The sequence below is a fragment of the Marinobacter sp. V032 genome, from assembly GCF_052645435.1.
The window spans coordinates 691,140-710,834 of sequence record NZ_JBQXYE010000001.1; the positions used below are offsets into that span (position 1 = coordinate 691,140).

Genomic DNA, 19,695 nt, shown 5'->3' on the forward strand with positions numbered 1-19,695 from the left:
TGCCCGATATCGCATCACATCAAATCAGGTTGTAAACAAACACGATCGCAACCGCAATCGGCGTAAAGTAACGCAGGGTGTTGTACCAGAGGCTGAACGAGCCTGATGACAGGGCCAGTTCGTTTTCCAGTGCCTGGCGCGACATGAACCAGCCAGTAAACACTGCGATCAGCAGGCCACCCAGCGGCAACAGAATGTTGGCGGTCAGGAAGTCGAGCAGGTCGAAGATGGTCTTGCCTTCAAACATGCTGAACATCCCCAGCGGCGTGACATCGGCCCACAGGTTCAGCGACAGGATCGATGCAATACCCAGCAGCCAGCACGACAGGCCTGCAGCTAGTGTACTGGTGCGGCGGGTCATGCCTTTCTGCTCTTCCAGCCATTCAACCAGCGGTTCCAGCAGGGAAATACCTGAGGTCCAGGCTGCGAAAATCAGCAGTACGAAGAACAAGGTGCCGAACAGGCTGCCCATCGGCATCTGACCGAACGCCAGTGGCAGGGTCTGGAAAATCAGGCCCGGGCCGGCGCCGGGCTCAAGGCCGTTGGCAAACACGATCGGGAAGATCGCAAGGCCGGCCAGCAGCGCCACGACGGTATCCATGATCGAGACCAGAATAGAGGTTTTGGCGATCGAGATACCCTTCGGCAGATACGAACCATAGGCCACCATGACGGCCATACCCAGGCTCAGGGTGAAGAACGCGTGGCCCAGTGCCACCAGCACACCCTTGGTGGTGAGTTTGGAGAAGTCGGGCTGGAACAGGAAAGAAACGGCTTCGCCAAAGTGACCGGTTGTCATCGCATAGCCAACCACAACCAGCAGCAGTACAAACAGCGCCGGCATCAATATGCTGACCGCCTTCTCAAGGCCTGAGCGCACGCCCCGAGCTACAACAAACATAACCAGCGCCATAAACACCGAGTGCCAGAGCAGCAGGGTGCCGGGGCTTGCCAGCAATCCCGAGAAGATGGCGCCGATAGCGTCAGCATCCTGGTTCGTTAGTGCGCCACTGGCCGCGGTGCCGACATAGGAAATCGCCCAGCCGCCAATAACCGAGTAGAACGACAGAATCAGGAAGGCCGCCAGTACACCGATGGCCGCGACAAGACGCCAGCCGGGATTCAGGCCTTCCGCCTGAGTGATGTTACGGATACTTTTAACCGGGCTGTTGCCGCCCCGACGACCAATCATGACTTCCGCCATCATGATGGGGAGGCCGACCGCTGCGATACACAGCAGGTAAACCAGTACGAATGCGCCACCGCCATTTTCACCGGTGATGTAGGGAAACTTCCAGATATTGCCCAGGCCCACCGCAGAGCCGGTGGCGGCCAGAATGAACGCCAGGCGCGAAGACCAGAGGCCCCGCTTGCCTGACTGGCCACCGGCACTGCCGCGGGTGGCAGAGGTTGATTCGCTCATATTTGTCTCCTGCTTGCTGTTTTTGTTTTCGGGGGACAGACGCTGGCGGTTTATTCCGTCAGCATCAGCTGTGCCCTTTAGGGTAAGATGATGCTGCAAACCGGCCCTGGTGCGCGTCGTTTTACAGCATCATCGAAAGCGTCATCACGTCCCCGGAAAATTCCGGGGCGCAGTTTACCGTTATCTTGAAAGATGTTGAAAACGTTCCTCTGCCAGTTGGTTGGCGATCTCACCGGTTGGCAGGTTATCCCGGTCTGCCCGGGTGAAGATTTCGTCCAGCGTCTGGCCGATGGTCTCTACATGCCGGCGCACGGCTTCCGGGTTGGGGCCGTTACGCTCGTAACACACGTCGATAATGCCGCCGGCGTTGATCACAAAGTCAGGTGCGTAAAGAATGCCGCGCTCACGCAGCGCACGGTCATGACGGGATTCCGCCAGTTGGTTGTTTGCCGCACCTGCAACCACACTGGCTTGCAGGCGTGCAATTGACTGGTCGTTCAGCACCGCGCCCATGGCGCAGGGCGCAACGACATCTACAGGCAGGTAAAGGATGTCTTCAGCGCTGGCAGGCGTTGCGCCCAGCTCGGCCACTGCACGATCCATGTTGTCCTGATGAATATCGTAGACCCATAATTGCGCGCCCGCTTCCTTGAGGTGCTTCGCCAGCCGGTAGCCGACATTGCCGATGCCCTGAATCGCGACCCGGACACCCTCCAGATCATGCCGCCCCATCTGATGTTTTACCGCCGCCTTCAGACCCACAAAGGTGCCGTAAGCCGTGGCGGGCGACGGATCGCCGTTGCTGGGTTTGCCATCAAAGCCGGGCCGGTCAGCAATACCTGCCACGTGAGCGGTATGGCGGCTCATGATTTTCAGGTCAGCGACGCTGGTGCCCGAATCCTCAGCTGCAATGTAAAGGCCGCCGAGCTTCTCGAGACAGCGTCCCATGGCCTCCATCAGCTGTTCAGTTTTGTACTTGCGCGGGTCGCCGATAATCACAGATTTGCCGCCACCAAGATCGAGATTCGCCAGCGCCGACTTGTAGGTCATGCCGCGGGATAGCCGCAGTACGTCGGTCAGTGCTTCCTCATCGGAGGCATAGGGAAACATACGGCAACCGCCAAGCGCAGGGCCGCGGTTGGTGTTGTGCACGGCGACAATGGCGCGCAAGCCCGTTTCCGGATCACAGAAGAAGGAGAGGTGTTCGTGATTATCAAATTCAGGATGTGTAAATACAGTCATGGCCAGGGTCCGCTAGAAATAAAGGTAAGGTGGCGTCACAAACGCGGGTAAGGCATACCGCGCAGCGCGACAAGCGATCGAAAAGAAAATCTCAGGGGCGCTATCAGCCGCTGAATAATGAGAGCGGAGAGAGTGAGCGTATCGATCGTTGCAGGGTGTCGGGCCTGGACCGGCCGGGTAAAACAGAAGTGCGGGAGTGTAACGGATAAGATGCTCGGGCGGTGCTGGCCGGCATCGGGTAATACAGGTGAGCTGACATTCTGAAATCCTCTCCATCGGGCCGGATCACGGCAATGGGTCGTCTTGTTTTTGTAAGCCGGCTTGTGACCGGCCAAGGAACCGCCGATAGACTTGATCAGAGGTTCCCAACCGCCGCGCCCTTTTGGGGCAAGACAAGCCGAGACTAGATCTAATTGACGTTAACGTCAACGGTCAATGTCCGGACAGTTCACATTTACACCTAATTTGTCGATCTCTCGTGTCCGTAGGTTGCGGATTGTGCTGACAAATGCGCTTCAACCGCGAATGTCGTTCGTTATTTGACCTGTGCTCTGTTAGACTGCGCGCCTTCCTGCCTCGAAGGATCTCGCCAGTTAAGTAAGGCGAACCTCTCCAATACGACCTTTCAGAGGGCGGCGCCGTTTTTAGACGGGCGCTAGCAGTCGTTTTTTTCAAGACCTGTGGTCATCACCGCTGATGCCTGGCGCTGCTGTGCCTGGTGCATGGGTATGACATCTTCGGGTCACAAGAGATTGTGTATATGGCTTTTTCTGCACTCGGTTTGTCCGAGAAGCTGGTTCGTGCAACCCAGGACCAGGGATATGAAACACCTTCACCGATTCAGGCGCAGGCGATTCCTGCGGTACTTTCCGGTAAAGATGTCATGGCCGCAGCCCAGACGGGCACCGGTAAAACCGCAGGCTTTACACTGCCGCTGCTGCAGCGCCTGTCCGAAACCCAGCGCAACGGCAAAGGCGTGCGCGCACTGATCCTCACGCCAACCCGTGAGCTTGCCGCGCAAGTGGGCGAAAGCGTCGCCCTGTACGGCCGCTACATGAACATGTCCTCCACCGTTGTTTTCGGTGGTGTGAAGATTAACCCCCAGATGATGAAGCTGCGCGGTGGCGTCGATGTACTGGTTGCCACACCGGGTCGTCTGATGGACCTTTACCAGCAGAATGCCGTGCGTTTTGATGCGCTGGAAGTGCTGGTACTCGACGAAGCCGATCGCATGCTCGATATGGGCTTTATCCGCGATATCCGCAAGATTCTGGCGTTGCTGCCAGCCAAGCGTCAGAACCTGTTGTTCTCCGCGACCTTTTCCGGCGAAATTCGCACACTGGCCGCTGGCCTGCTGAATGATCCGGTTCAGGTGGAAGTGGCGACCCGCAACACCACGGCTGACAACGTCCAGCAAACCGTGCATCCGGTCGATCCAAGCCGCAAATCAGCGCTGCTGAGCCAGCTGGTCAGTACCAACGACTGGCAACAGGTGCTGGTCTTCACCCGTACCAAGCACGGCGCTAACCGCTTGACCCAGAAACTGGAAAAAGACGGTATCACTGCAGCTGCGATTCACGGCAACAAGTCCCAGGGCGCGCGTACCCGTGCGCTGGCGAACTTCAAGCAGGGTGAAGTGCGGGTGCTGGTGGCGACTGATATTGCCGCCCGTGGTCTCGATATCAAGCAGTTGCCGCAGGTTGTGAACTTCGAGCTGCCCAATGTACCGGAAGACTACGTTCACCGTATCGGCCGTACCGGACGGGCGGGCGAAAGTGGTCACGCGTTGTCGCTGGTGAGTGCTGACGAAGGCAAGTTGCTGGCAGGTATTGAACGCCTGATCAAGAAGCAGCTGCCCAAGGAAGTCGTCGCAGGCTTTGAGCCAACCGGCGAGATTATCGCCAAGCCCAAATCGAACCCGGGTCAGAACCGTGGGCGTGGTCGCGGTGGTAATGGCGGTGGCAACGGTCGTCCGGCCGGTGCCCAGAGTCGTGGCCGTGGCGGTAACAGCCAGGGTAACGGTCGTTCATCAGGTGGCCAGGGCCGCGGTGGACAGGCACGTCGTCAAGACTGATTGATGTGCTGATCGCATAAAAAATGCCGGGCTTGTCCCGGCATTTTTGTGTCTGCAGAAAACGGGCTTTAGCCCACGTTCTTTTGCTTCTTTCCCGCCTCGGCGGAATCTTGCAGTGGCGTCTCAATATCGTCTTCTGGCACAAACACCTCTCGTACCGTTAGCGGTTTGCCGTCAGCGCTCCGCACCGCCATAGGCTCAATGGGCTGGCCGGTTTCACGATCCCGCAGATTCAACGGCGCGCCATTCGGTGCCGGATTCCATTTATCACCCCACTGGCGCAGCGCGATAACCACCGGAAACAGCTCGCGGCCCTTGTCGGTAAGGCGATACTCTTGCCGTGAGCCGTGTTCGCCGACTTCTTCCTTGCGCAATACGTCGTTTTCCACCAGCCGTGCCAGCCGGTCGCAGAGGATATTGCGAGCGATCCCCAGCTCTTTCTGAAAATCCACGAAGCGACGGGTGCCGTACATAGCGTGCAGCACAATCAGCAGCGACCACCAGTCCCCCACCTCATTAAGGGCGCGGGCGACGGAGCAATTGGAATCATCAAAACGTTTTCTGGCCATATCAGTGAGTCTACCTAATAGAGTTGCATTATAAAACCAGATTCAATATGGTCTCGTTATGAAACCAAACTGACCGCTATCTGAGTCAGCGTCTTTCCGCCTTTTTAATGAGGATTCCATCATGACCATGAATCTGGGCCCGCTATTCGAGCCGTTTGAACTCCAGTCTCTGTCACTGCGTAACCGTGTCGCGATGGCGCCCATGACCCGCAACTTCTCGCCGGGCAATGTACCGGGCGAAAATGTGGTGGATTACTACCGCCGCCGCGCTGAAGGCGGCATCGGCCTGCTGATCACCGAAGGCACCACCGTGAACCATCCGGCGGCAAACGGTTATGAGAACGTGCCTGCATTCCACGGCACCGAAGCACTGGCCGGCTGGAAAAAAGTGGTGGATGCCGTTCACGAAGCCGGCGGTAAGATCTTCCCGCAGCTGTGGCACGTGGGTGCAGTCCGTAAAGAAGGCATGGAACCTGATCCCAGCGTGCCGGGTTACAGCCCCTCAGGCCTGTATGCGCCGGGCAAGGCCAACGGCAAGGCGATGAGCAAAGAAGATATCGCAGATGTAGTGAATGCCTTTGCCGACGCCGCTCAGGATGCCAAGGCGCTGGGCTTCGACGGCGTGGAAATCCACGGCGCCCACGGCTACATCATCGACCAGTTCTTCTGGGAAGGCACCAACCAGCGCGACGACGAATACGGCGGCTCAATGCTCAACCGTCAGCGCTTCGCGATCGAAATCATCGAAGCGGTACGTCAGCGTGTCGGCCCGGATTTCCCCATCATGCTGCGTTTCTCCCAGTGGAAAATGCAGGATTACGACGCCAAACTGGCGAATACACCGGAAGAGCTCGAAGCCTTCCTCAAGCCGTTGGTTGAAGCCGGCGTTGATATCTTCCACGCCTCGACCCGTCGTTTCTGGGAAACCGAGTTTGAAGGCTCCAACCTCAACTTGGCCGGCTGGACCCAAAAGCTCAGCGGCAAGCCAACCATGTCCGTTGGCAGCGTTGGCCTGACCGAAGATTTCATCAGCGGTACCTTCGCCAGCAAGAAAGAAGCGGTTGAACAATCCGGCATCGATGAACTGGTCGAGCGGATGAACAACAACGAGTTTGATCTGGTCGCCGTGGGCCGTGCCCTGCTGCAAGACCCGGATTGGCTGGTAAAAGTGAAGGAAGGCCGCATCGGCGAAGTTGAGCCGTTCGCGAAGAAATCACTGAAAGAGCTGTATTGATCGCTTCGAAGTGAGTCGAAGTAAAGTGAGTTAAAAAGGGGCGCTTAGCCCGCCCGAAAAAGCCGCGCAGCGTCATGCTCCGCGGCTTTTTTATGGCGCCTCGATTACGCATGTGTAATCGATAACTGCATGTGGATCGGTATGATAATCCTATCAAGCGTTCTCAAACCCCATCCTCAGGAGAGGTCGATATGCAACGTATGAAGTCGCTGTTAGGCGCCAGCATTCTGGCAAGTGTCGTACTGGCTGCAGGTTGCGCCACCGTCGGCAAGGATTTTGCCACCCACAACGTCGATCAGATCAAAATCGACAAAACCACCCGCGCAGACGTACAGGAAATGTTCGGCGAGCCCTGGCGCACCGGCATGGAAGACGGCAAGCGCACCTGGACCTACGGCAAGTACCGCTGGTCAGCCTTCAGCGATGCTGAAACCACGGATCTGGTGGTGCGGTTCAATGAAGACGGCACAGTCGATTCCTACGTATACAACTCTACCGGGGAATAACACCTCGGATTGTTGTGCATGAACCGGTAGCGTTCAGACTGTGGTGTGTATTTGCAGTCTGAACGCTGTTTCTCTCTTCCTCGTACATTTCCCTTCCAGTTATCGGCTTTCCCTGCACATCGGGTTGCCAGCCTTCACCGTCACAGAAAACGTGAACTGCTCGAATAGCCTTTCTCAAAGATGCAAAACCGGTCGCAGTGATTGTGATTTTTGAGACAACCCCCGGCGAAAGCCATTTCTTCATGTGGCTCAATCACTTGGATTGCACGATGAAAATCGGGGATATGGGTGGCAGTGATAATTTGTCAGAGGCATTGGTTACCCTGAACGTGTCGGGAACGTTGACGTATCAAGGCCTCCCAGCTAGTTTGAAGCAAAATCCCAAAATGAGATATCGGGCGCGGGGATATCGGTCTCTGGGACTCATATACAAATGTTAGGCAGATCGAGAAACGAGGAAATAATGGCGTCACCTCTTGAGAAGGACCTACTAGATACGATCAGCGCAATAGCTACGCTGGTTACGCCGCTCTTGCTGCTTGGCCTAGGCGGACTTGGATGGCTAATTAAAAGTAAGATTCAGGCATCACAAGCGAAAGTGGAGTCAAGAGACGCAAGAATTCGTGAGCTTGAGGATAAGCTGCGTGAAGATCGGATCAAAACATACAACGCCATTCTTGAGCCGTTCTTTTTGCTTTTCACCAGCGAAGAAGCATTTGCAAAAGATCCCAAGTTCAAAAAAAAGAATAAAAATGACCTCGCTATGGCAAGGATGTTGTCTGTTGAATACCGTGAAGTTGGCTTCAAGCTATCCTTGGTAGCTAATGACTCAGTGGTTCGCGCCTACAATAAACTGATGCAGTATTTCTATCACACTGAAAAAGATCAGAGGCCGATTGAAGAAAAAGTATGTGATTGGATCGCTTTAATGGGGGATCTTTTGCTTGAGATCCGTAAAAGTATGGGCAATGAATCGAGTGCTTTGGATCGTTGGGAAATGGTCGAATGGTTCATGACGGACGCTCCGAGCCTAAAGCAACAACACAGTTCCAGAGCCATCAAAGCCTAACAAATAGTTCCAGTTCGTTCCGGGCCGAAAGGCCCTCCACCGGACGCCCTTTTCTCCGCTTCGCTGCAAAAAGGGCGCCGCTGAACAAAAGCGTTAGTGGCCAAGGAGAAGTATGAACGAGGCGATCCATTTCAAAACATCGATGTTTGATGTCTCGAAGGAAAAGGAGAACCCTATAAACCCAATATATGGGCTATCTCTTCTGGAATGGCTGAGGGCAAAGCTTGAAGGCAAGATCGCTATCACGGAGCCAGACGCAGAGGATTGGGGGTGGTTTAGTGAACTCGAATATGAGGGCAACAATTATCTGATCGGAGCGTGTGCATTTTTCGAGACAGGCAACGATCCAACATCAGAAATCGAGTGGGTCTTTCAGGTTCATAAATTCCGTAGCTTGAAAGAGAAGTTGCTTGGTCAAAACAAGATGACTGTCTCCGACAATTGCTTTCAATTCTTCAAAGAGCTTTTTGCTCAGGAGCCAGGGATCATTGAGGTGGAGGTTGCCTAAGCCACTAACAAGGCAATCAAATTCGTTCCGGCTTACGGCCTCCACCGGACGCCCTTGTCAGGGCGCCGTTTATTGCGGGCGTTAAATCAGTAGTGATAACGGAGTTGGGCGATAAGCAAAGCGTCATCCGTAACTTTGTAAACTATTCGGTGTTCTTCATTGATCCGGCGAGACCAATACCCTGCGAGGCTGTGTTTGAGCGGCTCTGGTTTGCCAACACCTTCGAACGGCTCTCGCTTGGTTTCTTTGATCAGCTTGTTGATTCGGTTAAGAATCTTTTTGTCGGTTTTCTGCCAGTACAAATAGTCTTCCCAGGCGTTCTCGGAGAAGATGAGTTTCATTCAAGAAGTTCCTTTTCTTGACCGCCGCCTTGTTCAAGCTCGGCAACGGATTCTAGCAAACGCCGTGCGTTTTTTGGTGCGCGCAGAAGGTATGCGGTTTCTTGCAGCGCCTCGTAGTCCTCTAGGGAGATCATTACCACAGACTGGGACTTGCTCCGCGTGATGATCACAGGGGAATGGTCTTCACAGACCTGCTCCATGGTTTTTGCTAGATTGGTTCTAGCGGCTGTGTAGCTAATGGCATCCATGAGGTTGCTCCTGTACAGGATGTTGATCATGGACAGAATACCGTACGCAAAAGGATTTAACAATCGGCTGCACAGCGACCGATTTTCCGCCGCTTCGCGGCTCCAAACCGGCGCGTGAGAGCCGGGCGTTATGTGTGAATGATGATGGATTGGAGAGAAATGCCAGTTTTTGAAGGTGTCGATTTGAACGATTCCTTCATCTTTGGCTGGACTCAAGATGGTGGGAGATTGGCATTTTATATCGAAGCCAGCATTTGGCCCGAGTCAAGGTATTACTCCACGCCAAAAGCAGGTGAGTACACCTGTTATCGCAGTGCAGTCTTAGAGTTCGTTAGGGCAATCGAAATAACAGGTTTGCGGCCTATTGAACTTGCGCCGCCATCAATAGACCCAGACGGATCCAAGGATTATGGCAATATCGATTCACTAGTGGCATCGGAAAGTGGGTTCAGCCTAGCTGGTGATTTTGGTGATGTAAGTATCAGGGGCGGGGAGCTGCGGTTTGATATTCACGCATAACAAGTCACTATGGCGACATGACGTTAGCCAAGACCTTTGTAATCAGCGTCCACCCCTCATCTCAGCAAGCGCCTCCGGCGAAAAAGCCTCCACCAATGCCCCCTTGAATTGCCGGTTGATAAACCGCTCCGTCTCCTGTTGAATCTGTGTCCGTTTTTCGGGCTTTTCGATGTAGTCCATGGCCCGGAAAAGGATATAGCGGATGGTCATGTTGGAGATTTCGTGGATGATGCTGTCGTCGAGCCCGGGTACCAGTTTGCGATCGATCAGGTCTTCTGCCATTTCCCGGGCGCTGGCATCCAGTTGGGCTTCAAGTGCCCGCCTCAGGACTGGCGAGGGGCCATGCAGCTCTCGCACTGCGACGGTGGTCGCGGCGGGGTTGGCTAGAAAATAGTTGTATACGAATGCCACGGTTTCCCGTGCCGCCTGGTCGGAATCTTCGGCCATGCGCCGCAAATCCCGCACGCCGCTTTTCATTTCTTCTGCGATGTAACCCAGTACGTTCAGACCAAACTCATCAAGGCTGCTGAAGTGGCGGTAGAAGGTGTTGGGGTTGAGACCGGCCTCGCGGGCCAGCTCCCGCAGCCCCAGCGATGTGAGGCTTCGGCTCTCGGTGATCAGGCGCAGTGCGGCCTGAATCAGTTTGTGTTTACCGCCGGTGATGACGCTCACGGGGAGGGCTCCTTGTTGCGCTTTTGGATTGTCTGATTGGGCCAAGCGCGGCGTTTTCGAATTCAAAAAGTATACAGGTGTCTACCTTGGGGTGTATACATCTGTATACCGATCAAGCAAGACAACACTATCAGGCTCAGCGCGAGCCAGTGCAGCAACGAGGTGAGTATGAGCAAGACAACCCCAATCGCGATTATCGGCACCGGCTTTGCCGGCCTGGGGATGGCGATCAAGCTGAAGGAAGCGGGCTTTGAGGATTTTGTGATTCTCGAGCAGGGCAATGACGTCGGCGGTACCTGGCGCGACAACCACTATCCGGGATGTGCCTGCGACGTGCAGTCGGCGCTCTATTCATTCTCGTTCGAGCAGAACCCGAACTGGTCGCGGATGTACGCCCAGCAGAGTGAGATTCTCGATTACCTGCGTCACTGCGCCGAGAAATACGATCTCAAACGCCATATCCGGTTTAACACTCATGTTGCGGGTGCTCATTTTGACGAGAAACGTAACCAGTGGACGGTCGAGACAGCCAGTAGCCCCGAAATGTGGGCCTACATGCAAAAGCATGATCTCAAGCCAGGCGAAGCGCTTGACCGGGATGATCCAGAGTTGCCCGCATTCAATACCCTGACCGCGAGAGTGCTGATTTCAGGCATGGGCGGGCTCAGCACGCCGGCCTATCCGAATTTGCCGGGGCTTGATGCGTTTGAGGGCAAGCGCTTCCACTCCCAGGACTGGGACCATCAGTATGATCTCAAGGGTAAGCGAGTGGCGGTGATTGGCACCGGCGCCAGTGCCATTCAGTTTGTGCCGGAGCTTGCGAAAGATGTGGCGCGGCTGGATCTGTACCAGCGCACACCGCCGTGGATCATGCCCAAGCCGGATCGGGAAATGAAAAGCTGGGAGAAGGCCGTGTTCCGCCGTGTGCCTGCGGCTCAGTCTGCTTTGCGCAACAAGATTTACTGGCAGCTCGAATCCCGCGTGCTGGCGCTGGCGCTTAATCCGCGCCTGATGAAAATTGCCGAACTGGAAGCCCGCCGGCATATTCGCAGCCAGATTCCAGACAAGGCGTTGCGCAAGGCTGTGACGCCGGATTACACCATTGGCTGCAAGCGGATTCTGCTGTCGAACAACTACTATCCGGCACTGGCCCAGAGCAATGTGGACGTGCTGACGGATGGCATTGGCGAAATACGCGCTCACAGCATCGTGGATAGCAACGGCGTTGAGCGGGAAGTGGATGCGATTATCTTTGGAACTGGCTTCAAGGCTCAGGAACCGGTCCCGGCGCGAATGATCTTTGGTCGCAATGGCGAAGACCTGCTGGATGCCTGGAAAGAGGGCGCTGAGGCCTACAAGGGCACAACCGTTAACGGCTTCCCTAATTTCTTTATGTTGGTGGGGCCGAATACCGGTCTGGGCCACAGTTCGATGGTGTATATGATCGAATCCCAGATCCAGTATGTGATGAGCGCGCTGACCCGCATGAAGCAGGAAGGTTGGGAGGCTGTTGAAGTCGCCGAAAAAGCGCAATCAAAATACAACGCGATGCTTCAGTCCAAGTCAGGCGACTCGGTGTGGCAAAGTGGCTGTAACAGCTGGTATATCAACGAAAACGGCAAGAACACGACGCTCTGGCCAAGCTTTACCTGGGCCTTCCGGCAGCAGACCAGTCAGTTTGATGCCGAGCACTATCACTGCGAAACTTCCGCAACCTTGAAGGCGGTGGCGGGAGAGGCGTTGCCGGCGTGATTCAGGCTTGAGTATCTGAGCTGCCCATAGCAAAAGGGCCCGAAGGTTATCGCCTCCGGGCCCTTTTGCGCTTTGCTTGAGGCATGAACGGCCTCAGGTCACGATGGTCCCGCCATCTACCGCCAGACACTGGCCGGTAATATGCCGTCCGGCTTCAGAGGCCAGCAGCACCGCTGCGCCCTTAAGGTCTTCGTCACCCCCAAAGCGATTCAGCGGAATGCGGTCGAGCATGCTGTCGCCCTGGGTTTCGAGCAGTCCTTGTGACATCTTCGACGGGAAGAAGCCGGGGCAGATCGCATTCACGTTGATGTTGTGATGCCCCCATTCGGCTGCCAGTGCCCGCGTGAAATTCACCACTGCGCCTTTACTGGTGTTGTAGGCGATGGTTTTCATCGCTTCCGGATTACCGGACAGGCCGGCGATTGAGGCGATGTTGACCACCTTGCCGCTGTTGCGGGGGATGAAGCACTTTTTCGCTACCGTCTGGGTCAGGAAGAACACCGCATTCACGTTCAGGTTCATGACCTTCATCCAGCCTTCCGGCGGGTAGTCTTCAGCGGGTGCGCCCCAGGTGGCGCCCGCGTTGTTCACCAGAATGTCGATCGGGCCGAGGCCGCTGACCACCTGATCCACAGTGGCAGGAATGCCTTCGAGGTTGGACAGGTCTGCCGCCAGTGTCATCACTTCGATGCCCTGGGATTTCAGGTGGGCTTCGGCCTCATCCAGCTCATGCTGCTTACGGGCAGTGATGGCGACTTTGGCGCCCATTTCACCCAGTGCTTCGGCCATTTGCAGACCCAGCCCGCGGGAACCTCCGGTGATCAGGGCGACTTTGCCCGACAGGTCGAATAGTTGTTTAACGCTCATTGTTTGCTCCTCAGGCCGATTCGGCCAGCAGTTGGTCGCTGACCTGGGCCAGGTGGTGGTCCGCATCGCCAAACAACAGATTGATCAGTGTCAGGCGCTTGAATAGATGGGCGGCGAACATTTCGTCGGTAACGCCCATGCCGCCGTGTAACTGAACCGCTTGCTGACCCACATAGCGGGCTGACTGGCCAACCAGGGTTTTCGCCATCGAGATGGCTTCGCGGCGGGTCGCGCGGTCATCGGAATCCGCTTCGCTGGCGGCCAGAATCGACATGGATTTGGCCTGCTCGGCGGCGATGAACATATCGGCCATGCGATGCTGCAGCACCTGGAATTTGCCGATCGCCACACCAAACTGCTTGCGGGTTTTGATGTATTCCAGCGTCGTCGCGTTGAGGGCTTCCATCGCACCCACAGCTTCAGCACAGAGCGCTGCGATAGCCAGATCGACGGCCTTTTCAATGTGCGGTGCGGCCTTATTCGCTTCACCCAGCAGGGCTTCAGCGCTGACTTTTACATCGGTTAGGGCGACTTCGGCGGTGCGGTGACCGTCATGGGTGGCAAAGTCCTGTACCTGAACACCGTCCGTCGCACGATCCACGATAAACAGTGACAGCCCTTCAGCATCTGCGGTTGCACCGCCAGTGCGGGCGGAGACGATCAGTTGATCCGCTTGCGCGCCGTGCAATACGGCGGTTTTATGGCCGTTCAGCCTATAGCTGTCGCCGCTGTCGCCGTCTGCTGTGGCGGTCGCTTTGACATGGTTCAGGTTGTAACGGGCACCTGATTCGCTGTGGGCGAAGGCCATCATGTGCTCGCCGCTGGCGACATGGGGCAGAATTGATGATTTCTGGCTTGGGGTCCCGGCATCCCGCACAAGGCCGCCGCAAAGCACCACGGTCGACAGGTAAGGCTCGACAACCAGCGCATGACCAAAGCTTTCCATCACCAGCATGGTATCGATGGCGTTGCCGCCGAGGCCGTCAACGTCTTCGGGGAAGGTGAACCCCAGCAGGCCCATGTCGGCGAAGGCTTTCCAGGTGGCATCATCGAAGCCCTGGCCGGACTCTATGATTGTCCCGCGCTTTTCAAAACCGTATTCGTTGGTCAGGAAGCGGCGCAGGGAATCCTGCAGCATTTGCTGCTCTTCGGTGAGATTGAAGTTCATAACGCGCCTCCTTAAAGCCCGAGCACAAGCTGGGAAATGATGTTGCGCTGGATCTCGTTGGACCCGCCAAAGATCGACAGCTTGCGCATGTTGAAGTAGTCACCCGCTGCCGGCGTTGCATCGGCAGAGCCGACCCGTGGGCCGTCATAATCCAGTTCGAGGGCGTCAGGGATATGGGCGATGGCGTCCTGACCGGTCGCTTCCATCAACAGCTCAAACAAGGCCTGACCGATTTCGGTGCCCCGGATCTTGAGAATGGAGGCTTGCGGGCCCGGCCCGGCTTCGTTGGTCAGTACGCGCAGCACGGTGAGGTCCAGTGCTTTGAGTTCGATATCCAGCTGCGCCAGGCGATCGCGGAAGCGCGTATTCTCGATAAGCGGGCGCGCGCCATCCTGCTCTTCGCGGGCAACCTTTTTGAGCTGCTTCATCAGCGCTTTCCACTGGCCCACGTTCGCCAGACCGGTGCGCTCATGGCCGAGCAGGAACTTGGCGTAGGTCCAGCCCTGATTCTCTTCGCCGACCCTGTTTTCAACCGGGACTTCCACATTGTCGAAGTAGACTTCGTTAATCTCGTGCTCGCCGTCGAGCATGATAATCGGGCGCACTTCGATGCCCGGGGTGTTCATGTCGATCAGCAGAAAGGAAATGCCTTGCTGCGGTTTGCCTTCGGTGCCGGTGCGTACCAGGCAGAAAATCCAGTCTGCATGCTGACCGAGGGTGGTCCAGGTCTTCTGGCCGTTGATGATGTACTTGTCGCCATCAAGTCGCGCGCTGGTGCGCAGTGAGGCCAGGTCTGAGCCTGCGCCAGGCTCGGAATAGCCCTGACACCACCAGTCTTCGCCGCTGAGAATACCGGGCAGGAAACGCGCTTTCTGCTCGTCGTTGGCGAATTTCATGATCACCGGAGCGACCATGCGCAAGCCAAAATCGAGCTGGCGAGGTGCGCCGGCAATGGCGCATTCTTCCTCGAAGATCAGCTGTTCGATCGGGCTCCAGCCGGTACCGCCGTGCTTTTTCGGCCAGGTTGACGCGCCCCAGCCCTGATCAAACAGGATTTTCTGCCAGCGCTGGGTCATGGCCTTGTCCGGGCGCAGATGCCCTTTTACGCGGTCGCGGATATCGTCGGGTAGATGAGTCTGCAGAAATTGCCGGACCTCCGCACGGAAGGCCTCTTGTTCGGGGGTATAGTTCAGGTCCATGGGCTCTCGCTCCACACAGGTTAGGAAAGAGCCGCCCGGCAAGGCGTGGGGGCCAGCGCCGGGCGGAACTGCGAGGTGGTGTCAGGCGGATTCAGGGCAGCGGTTACGCCACCTCGAACAACCCGGCAGCACCCATGCCTGTGCCGACACACATGGTGACGACCACATACTTCACACCCCGGCGCTTGCCTTCAATCAGGGCGTGGCCAGTAAGACGCGAACCGGTTGTGCCGTAAGGGTGACCCACGGCAATCGAACCGCCGTTCACGTTCATGCGCTCCATCGGAATGCCCAGCTTGTCGCGGCAGTAAAGCACCTGCACAGCGAAGGCTTCGTTCAGCTCCCACAACCCGATATCGTCGACGGTCAGGCCGTGACGTTTGAGCAGCTTGGGTACCGCAAAGACCGGGCCGATGCCCATTTCGTCAGGCTCGCAGCCGGCGACGGCAAAACCGCGGAAGATCCCCAGTGGTTCGATATTGCGCTGCTGGGCGAGCTTGCCGTCCATTAGTACGCAAGCGGATGCGCCATCCGAGAACTGGCTGGCATTACCGGCAGTGACCACGCCGCCTTCAACCGCTGAACGGATCTTGCTGACGCCTTCCAGGTTGGTATCCGGGCGGATGCCTTCGTCCTGCGAGATGGTCACCTCTTTGGTGCTGAGCTGGCCGGTGGCCTTGTCGGCAACGCCCATGGTGGTCGTCATGGGGACGATTTCGTCGTCGAACTTGCCCTCTTCACGGGCCTTGGCGGCCAGCTGCTGGCTACGCACGCCGTATTCGTCCATGTCGTCTTTCTTGATGCCATAGCGTTTGGCGACGGTTTCTGCGGTCTGCAGCATCGACCAGTACAGCTCGGGCTTGTTCTCGGCCAGCCAGGGTTCCATGAAGTAGTTCTGGTTGACGTTAGCCTGCACTGTGGAAATCGACTCGACACCGCCGGCGACCATCACCGGCACTTTATCGACCGCAATGTGCTGGGCGGCCATCGCAATCGATTGCAGGCCTGACGAGCAGAAACGGTTGATGGTGGCGCCGCTGACCGAAACCGGCAGGCCAGCACGGATTGCGCCCATACGGGCCACATCGTTACCGGTGGAGCCTTCGGGCAGGCCGCAGCCCATCAGTACATCTTCGATTTCGTTCGGGTCGACCTTGGAGCGCTCGACCGCGTGCTTGATCGCATGACCGGCCAGTGTCGCGCCGTGGGTCATGTTGAATGCACCGCGCCAGGATTTCGCCAGCGGCGTGCGGGCAGTGGATACAATGACGACATCATTGGACATATCAATTCTCCTCATACCGGCGGCGGTTTGGTTGGCGCCACCGGAGATTATTCGTTTGCGTGAAGCGGCAATACTGTTTACTTACTTGCCGTCAAAACCGGTACCTTCTGCAGCGCGCTTGACCAGTAATGGCGCGGGCTCCCAGAAACCTGGCTGGGTGTTCGGGTTGGCGGCAAACGGCTCCATCGCACGGACCACGTTGGGCAGGCCGACCTGTTCGGCGTAGTGCATCGGGCCACCGCGGAATACCGGGAAGCCGTAGCCGGTCAGGTACACCATGTCGATGTCGGATGCGCGCTGGGCGATGCCTTCTTCAAGCAGGCGTGCGCCTTCATTTACCAGGGCGTAGACACAGCGCTCGACAATTTCCTGGTTGCTGATCTTGCGCGGGGTGATGCCCAGCTCCTTGCGGACGTCATCGATGACCTTATCCACTTCTGGGTCGTGCAGGGCATTGCGGTTGCCCGCTTCGTAGCGGTAGAAGCCGGAACCGGTCTTCTGACCGTAGCGGCCCATTTCGCACAGGCGATCGGCAACCACAACTTTCTTCATGTCGGGGTTTTCTTTGTACTGACGCTTGCGGATGGCCCAGCCAATATCACCGCCGGCCAGATCCGCCATACGCAGCGGGCCCATCGCAAAGCCGAACTTTTCGATGGCCTTGTCGATCTGCTGCACGGTGGCGCCTTCTTCCAGCATCAGCAGGGCTTCACGCTGATAGGGGCTGACCATCCGGTTGCCGATAAAGCCATCGCAAACGCCAGAGACAACGGCTGTCTTGCGAATGGTTTTGGCCAGTTTCATGGCCGTCGCCAGCACGTCTTTGGCGGTTTTCTCGCCACGCACGACTTCCAGCAGTTTCATGATGTTGGCCGGGCTGAAGAAGTGCAGGCCGATCACGTCTTCCGGACGCTTGGTGAAGCTGGCGATCTTGTCCAGATCCAGGGTGGAGGTATTGGACGCGAGGATGGCGCCCGGCTTGCAGACTTCGTCCAGCTTCTGGAATACGGATTCTTTCACGCCCAGCTCTTCGAATACGGCTTCGATTACCAGATCCACATCGCCGAGGTCGTCATAACTCAGGGACGGTGTGAGCAAATCAACGCAGGCTTTGGCCTTGTCTTCGCTCATCTTGCCTTTCTTAACGCGGCCTTCGTACACCTTCTGGATCGCGGCAACGCCACGGTCGAGGCCTTCCTGTTTCATCTCGACCAAAGTCACCGGAATACCGGCATTAAGGAAATTGATGCTGATGCCGGTGCCCATGGTGCCACCACCAATCACGCCGACGGACTTGATGTCACGGGTTGGGGTATCAGACGGCACATCCTTGATTTTGCTGGTCAGGCGCTCGGCAAAAAAGGCGTGGCGCAGGGCGCTGGATTCGGGAGTTTGCAGCAGCTCAACGAAGGCTTTGCGCTCGACTTCCATGCCCTTGTCGAACGGCATGGTGACGGCGGCTTCGACGGCATCGACACACTTCAGCGGTGCCGGATAGTTCTTGGCGACGGCGCCGACGGTGTTGCGGGCAAACATGAAGAAGCCGGCCGGATTGGGATGCTTGGCTTTCAGGTCACGTACCCGCTTGAGCGGCATCTTTTCGCTGACAACTTTGCTGGCGAATGCCTGGGCGCTTTCGAGCAGATCACCTTCGACGATATCGTCAAACAGGGCGCTGCCCTTGAACTGCTTGGCCGGCATGATGGCGCCGGAGACGATCATGTTGAGGGCGTGCTCAGCACCAATCACGCGGGGCAGTCGCTGGGTGCCGCCTGCGCCGGGCAGAATACCGAGTTTCACTTCAGGCAGCGCAATCTGGGCATCGGGCTTGGCAATGCGGTAGTGGCAACCCAGCGCCAGTTCCAGACCGCCGCCCATGCAGGCGCCGCTGATGGCTGCGACAACCGGTTTGCTGGCAGTCTCAAGAAAGTTGATGACGGTGGTCAGGTTGGGTTCTGCCGTCGCCTTGGGGGTGCCGAACTCGGTTATGTCGGCGCCGCCTGAAAAGGCACGGTCAGACCCGATGATCACCACAGCGTTCACATTGCTGTCTTCTTCGGCTTGCTTGATGCCGGCCACAATACCCTGGCGCAGGGCATGGCCCAGCCCGTTAACTGGTGGGTTATCTAGCCGAATAACGGCGATATCGCCGTTTACGTCGTAATGCGCGGTACTCATTGAGTCGCTCCTTGTGGGCACTGGCGAGGCAAATGCAAGAAGTGGCGGCCCCGCATGAAACTGAGTGGCGGAAACCGAAAAGACGCTTCCGTACACTGGTGTATTGTTTGTCCATACACTAATGTATGTTGTGGAGGTGGTCAACGCCGCGATCAATGATTCGGCGCATGATGTAGAATCCTTCACCCTCAGTTTAATCAGGACAGCGTGTTTCACGATGAATGACCCCAAGACGCCCGCACGCCGCGGCCGGAAGACAGCCGAAAAACCGCAGCTCACTCGCGACAACTGGCTTGATGCGGCAGCCGGCGAGATTGCTGCAGGTGGCTTCGGACACGTGCGGGTACTGACGCTCGCCAAACAGTTGGGCGTGACCCGCGGTAGCTTTTACTGGCACTTCAAGGACCATGAGGATCTGGTGATCAGCTTCCTGAATCGCTGGCGCGAGCGGCGGTTAAAGGAGATGGAGTACTGGAAGCCCCAGGGCGGGGAAGTTGAGGAGGAGTTGCGGCGGATTCTCGAAGTGCTGCTTACGGACGCCTCGCGACACATGCGGCGATTGAAGGTCGAGTTGGCCGTGCGGGACTTTGCTCGCCGTCACGATTATGCGGCCGAGATTGTCGCGGAGGTGGATGCTGCCCGTGTCAGCCAGAACTGTACGCTGTTCCAACGCCTGTCCAGCGATCCGCAAAAGACAAAGGATCTGGCACTGCTGATGTATGTGGCGACGATTGGTTCGCAAGTGGTGCTGACCGGCAGAGGCGGTGACGATGACGCCATTCGCCGGATTGAAGACCTGATGGAGCGGGTAGTGCTGGGCTTGCGGGACGACCGTTAGGCA

At 56.9% G+C, this 19,695-nt stretch carries 19 protein-coding genes; 8 read left to right on the forward strand and 11 right to left on the reverse strand.

What is annotated here, in order from left to right:
* Window positions 1-19 precede the first annotated feature (19 nt).
* Together ACUN9X_RS03195 and ACUN9X_RS03200 are read right to left on the reverse strand one after the other, a co-directional pair.
* The gene (locus tag ACUN9X_RS03195; protein WP_445472163.1) at window positions 20-1,423 is read right to left on the reverse strand and encodes a sodium-dependent transporter; all 1,404 of its coding nucleotides are present in this window, start codon (window positions 1,421-1,423) and stop codon (window positions 20-22) included.
* Between the two features lie 180 nt (window positions 1,424-1,603).
* Complete coding sequence (locus ACUN9X_RS03200; RefSeq protein ID WP_260038702.1) at window positions 1,604-2,665, reverse strand: Leu/Phe/Val dehydrogenase; 1,062 nt, start codon at window positions 2,663-2,665, stop codon at window positions 1,604-1,606.
* Between the two features lie 760 nt (window positions 2,666-3,425).
* Here ACUN9X_RS03200 and ACUN9X_RS03205 point away from each other — a divergent pair.
* A complete protein-coding gene (locus tag ACUN9X_RS03205) occupies window positions 3,426-4,739 on the forward strand; it encodes a DEAD/DEAH box helicase (protein WP_260038701.1) in 1,314 nt (437 codons plus the stop codon).
* Window positions 4,740-4,807: 68 nt separating this feature from the next.
* Here ACUN9X_RS03205 and ACUN9X_RS03210 read toward each other — a convergent pair whose 3' ends face one another.
* A complete protein-coding gene (locus tag ACUN9X_RS03210) occupies window positions 4,808-5,308 on the reverse strand; it encodes a winged helix-turn-helix transcriptional regulator (RefSeq protein WP_445472164.1) in 501 nt (166 codons plus the stop codon).
* A gap of 121 nt (window positions 5,309-5,429) precedes the next feature.
* Here ACUN9X_RS03210 and ACUN9X_RS03215 point away from each other — a divergent pair, with 121 nt between their 5' ends.
* From ACUN9X_RS03215 to ACUN9X_RS03230, 4 genes are all read left to right on the forward strand, one after another.
* A complete protein-coding gene (locus ACUN9X_RS03215; RefSeq protein WP_260038697.1) occupies window positions 5,430-6,542 on the forward strand; it encodes an NADH:flavin oxidoreductase in 1,113 nt (370 codons plus the stop codon).
* Between the two features lie 191 nt (window positions 6,543-6,733).
* Window positions 6,734-7,048 (forward strand): outer membrane protein assembly factor BamE domain-containing protein, encoded by a 315-nt coding sequence (gene bamE, locus ACUN9X_RS03220; RefSeq protein ID WP_260038695.1) that lies wholly within the window; start codon window positions 6,734-6,736, stop codon window positions 7,046-7,048.
* Window positions 7,049-7,511: 463 nt separating this feature from the next.
* Window positions 7,512-8,117: a hypothetical protein gene (locus ACUN9X_RS03225; protein WP_445472165.1), complete on the forward strand. Its 606-nt coding sequence runs from the start codon at window positions 7,512-7,514 to the stop codon at window positions 8,115-8,117.
* Window positions 8,118-8,229: 112 nt separating this feature from the next.
* Window positions 8,230-8,625 (forward strand): hypothetical protein, encoded by a 396-nt coding sequence (locus ACUN9X_RS03230; RefSeq protein ID WP_445472166.1) that lies wholly within the window; start codon window positions 8,230-8,232, stop codon window positions 8,623-8,625.
* 86 nt (window positions 8,626-8,711) lie between these two features.
* Here the strand turns inward: ACUN9X_RS03230 and ACUN9X_RS03235 are convergent, their stop codons facing one another.
* Together ACUN9X_RS03235 and ACUN9X_RS03240 are read right to left on the reverse strand one after the other, a co-directional pair.
* Window positions 8,712-8,966 carry a Txe/YoeB family addiction module toxin gene (locus ACUN9X_RS03235; RefSeq protein WP_008938367.1) on the reverse strand — a complete coding sequence of 85 codons (255 nt, stop codon included), beginning with the start codon at window positions 8,964-8,966 and terminating at the stop codon, window positions 8,712-8,714.
* Complete coding sequence (locus tag ACUN9X_RS03240; protein ID WP_012137510.1) at window positions 8,963-9,214, reverse strand: type II toxin-antitoxin system Phd/YefM family antitoxin; 252 nt, start codon at window positions 9,212-9,214, stop codon at window positions 8,963-8,965. Before ACUN9X_RS03240 ends, ACUN9X_RS03235 begins: the two co-directional genes overlap by 4 nt.
* Window positions 9,215-9,352: 138 nt before the next feature.
* Between ACUN9X_RS03240 and ACUN9X_RS03245 the strand changes: the two genes are divergently transcribed.
* Complete coding sequence (locus ACUN9X_RS03245; RefSeq protein ID WP_445472167.1) at window positions 9,353-9,733, forward strand: hypothetical protein; 381 nt, start codon at window positions 9,353-9,355, stop codon at window positions 9,731-9,733.
* Between the two features lie 42 nt (window positions 9,734-9,775).
* Here ACUN9X_RS03245 and ACUN9X_RS03250 read toward each other — a convergent pair whose 3' ends face one another.
* Entirely contained in the window at window positions 9,776-10,405 is a 630-nt protein-coding gene (locus ACUN9X_RS03250) for a TetR family transcriptional regulator (RefSeq protein WP_445472168.1), read from the reverse strand.
* A gap of 168 nt (window positions 10,406-10,573) precedes the next feature.
* Here ACUN9X_RS03250 and ACUN9X_RS03255 point away from each other — a divergent pair, with 168 nt between their 5' ends.
* Window positions 10,574-12,157, forward strand: coding sequence for a flavin-containing monooxygenase (locus ACUN9X_RS03255; RefSeq protein WP_445472169.1), 1,584 nt, complete (start codon window positions 10,574-10,576; stop codon window positions 12,155-12,157).
* A 93-nt stretch (window positions 12,158-12,250) separates the two neighbouring features.
* Here ACUN9X_RS03255 and ACUN9X_RS03260 read toward each other — a convergent pair whose 3' ends face one another.
* The 5 genes from ACUN9X_RS03260 to ACUN9X_RS03280 form a co-directional block, all read right to left on the reverse strand.
* On the reverse strand, window positions 12,251-13,024 hold the full coding sequence (locus ACUN9X_RS03260; protein WP_445472170.1) for an SDR family oxidoreductase: 774 nt from the start codon (window positions 13,022-13,024) through the stop codon (window positions 12,251-12,253).
* 10 nt (window positions 13,025-13,034) lie between these two features.
* Window positions 13,035-14,192: an acyl-CoA dehydrogenase family protein gene (locus ACUN9X_RS03265; protein ID WP_445472171.1), complete on the reverse strand. Its 1,158-nt coding sequence runs from the start codon at window positions 14,190-14,192 to the stop codon at window positions 13,035-13,037.
* Between the two features lie 11 nt (window positions 14,193-14,203).
* Entirely contained in the window at window positions 14,204-15,391 is a 1,188-nt protein-coding gene (locus ACUN9X_RS03270) for an acyl-CoA dehydrogenase family protein (protein WP_445472172.1), read from the reverse strand.
* Between the two features lie 103 nt (window positions 15,392-15,494).
* Complete coding sequence (locus ACUN9X_RS03275) at window positions 15,495-16,676, reverse strand: acetyl-CoA C-acyltransferase (RefSeq protein ID WP_445472173.1); 1,182 nt, start codon at window positions 16,674-16,676, stop codon at window positions 15,495-15,497.
* Between the two features lie 81 nt (window positions 16,677-16,757).
* Entirely contained in the window at window positions 16,758-18,854 is a 2,097-nt protein-coding gene (locus ACUN9X_RS03280) for a 3-hydroxyacyl-CoA dehydrogenase NAD-binding domain-containing protein (protein ID WP_260038669.1), read from the reverse strand.
* Between the two features lie 217 nt (window positions 18,855-19,071).
* Here ACUN9X_RS03280 and ACUN9X_RS03285 point away from each other — a divergent pair, with 217 nt between their 5' ends.
* Entirely contained in the window at window positions 19,072-19,692 is a 621-nt protein-coding gene (locus ACUN9X_RS03285) for a TetR/AcrR family transcriptional regulator (protein WP_445472174.1), read from the forward strand.
* The last annotated feature ends 3 nt before the right edge of the window (window positions 19,693-19,695 follow it).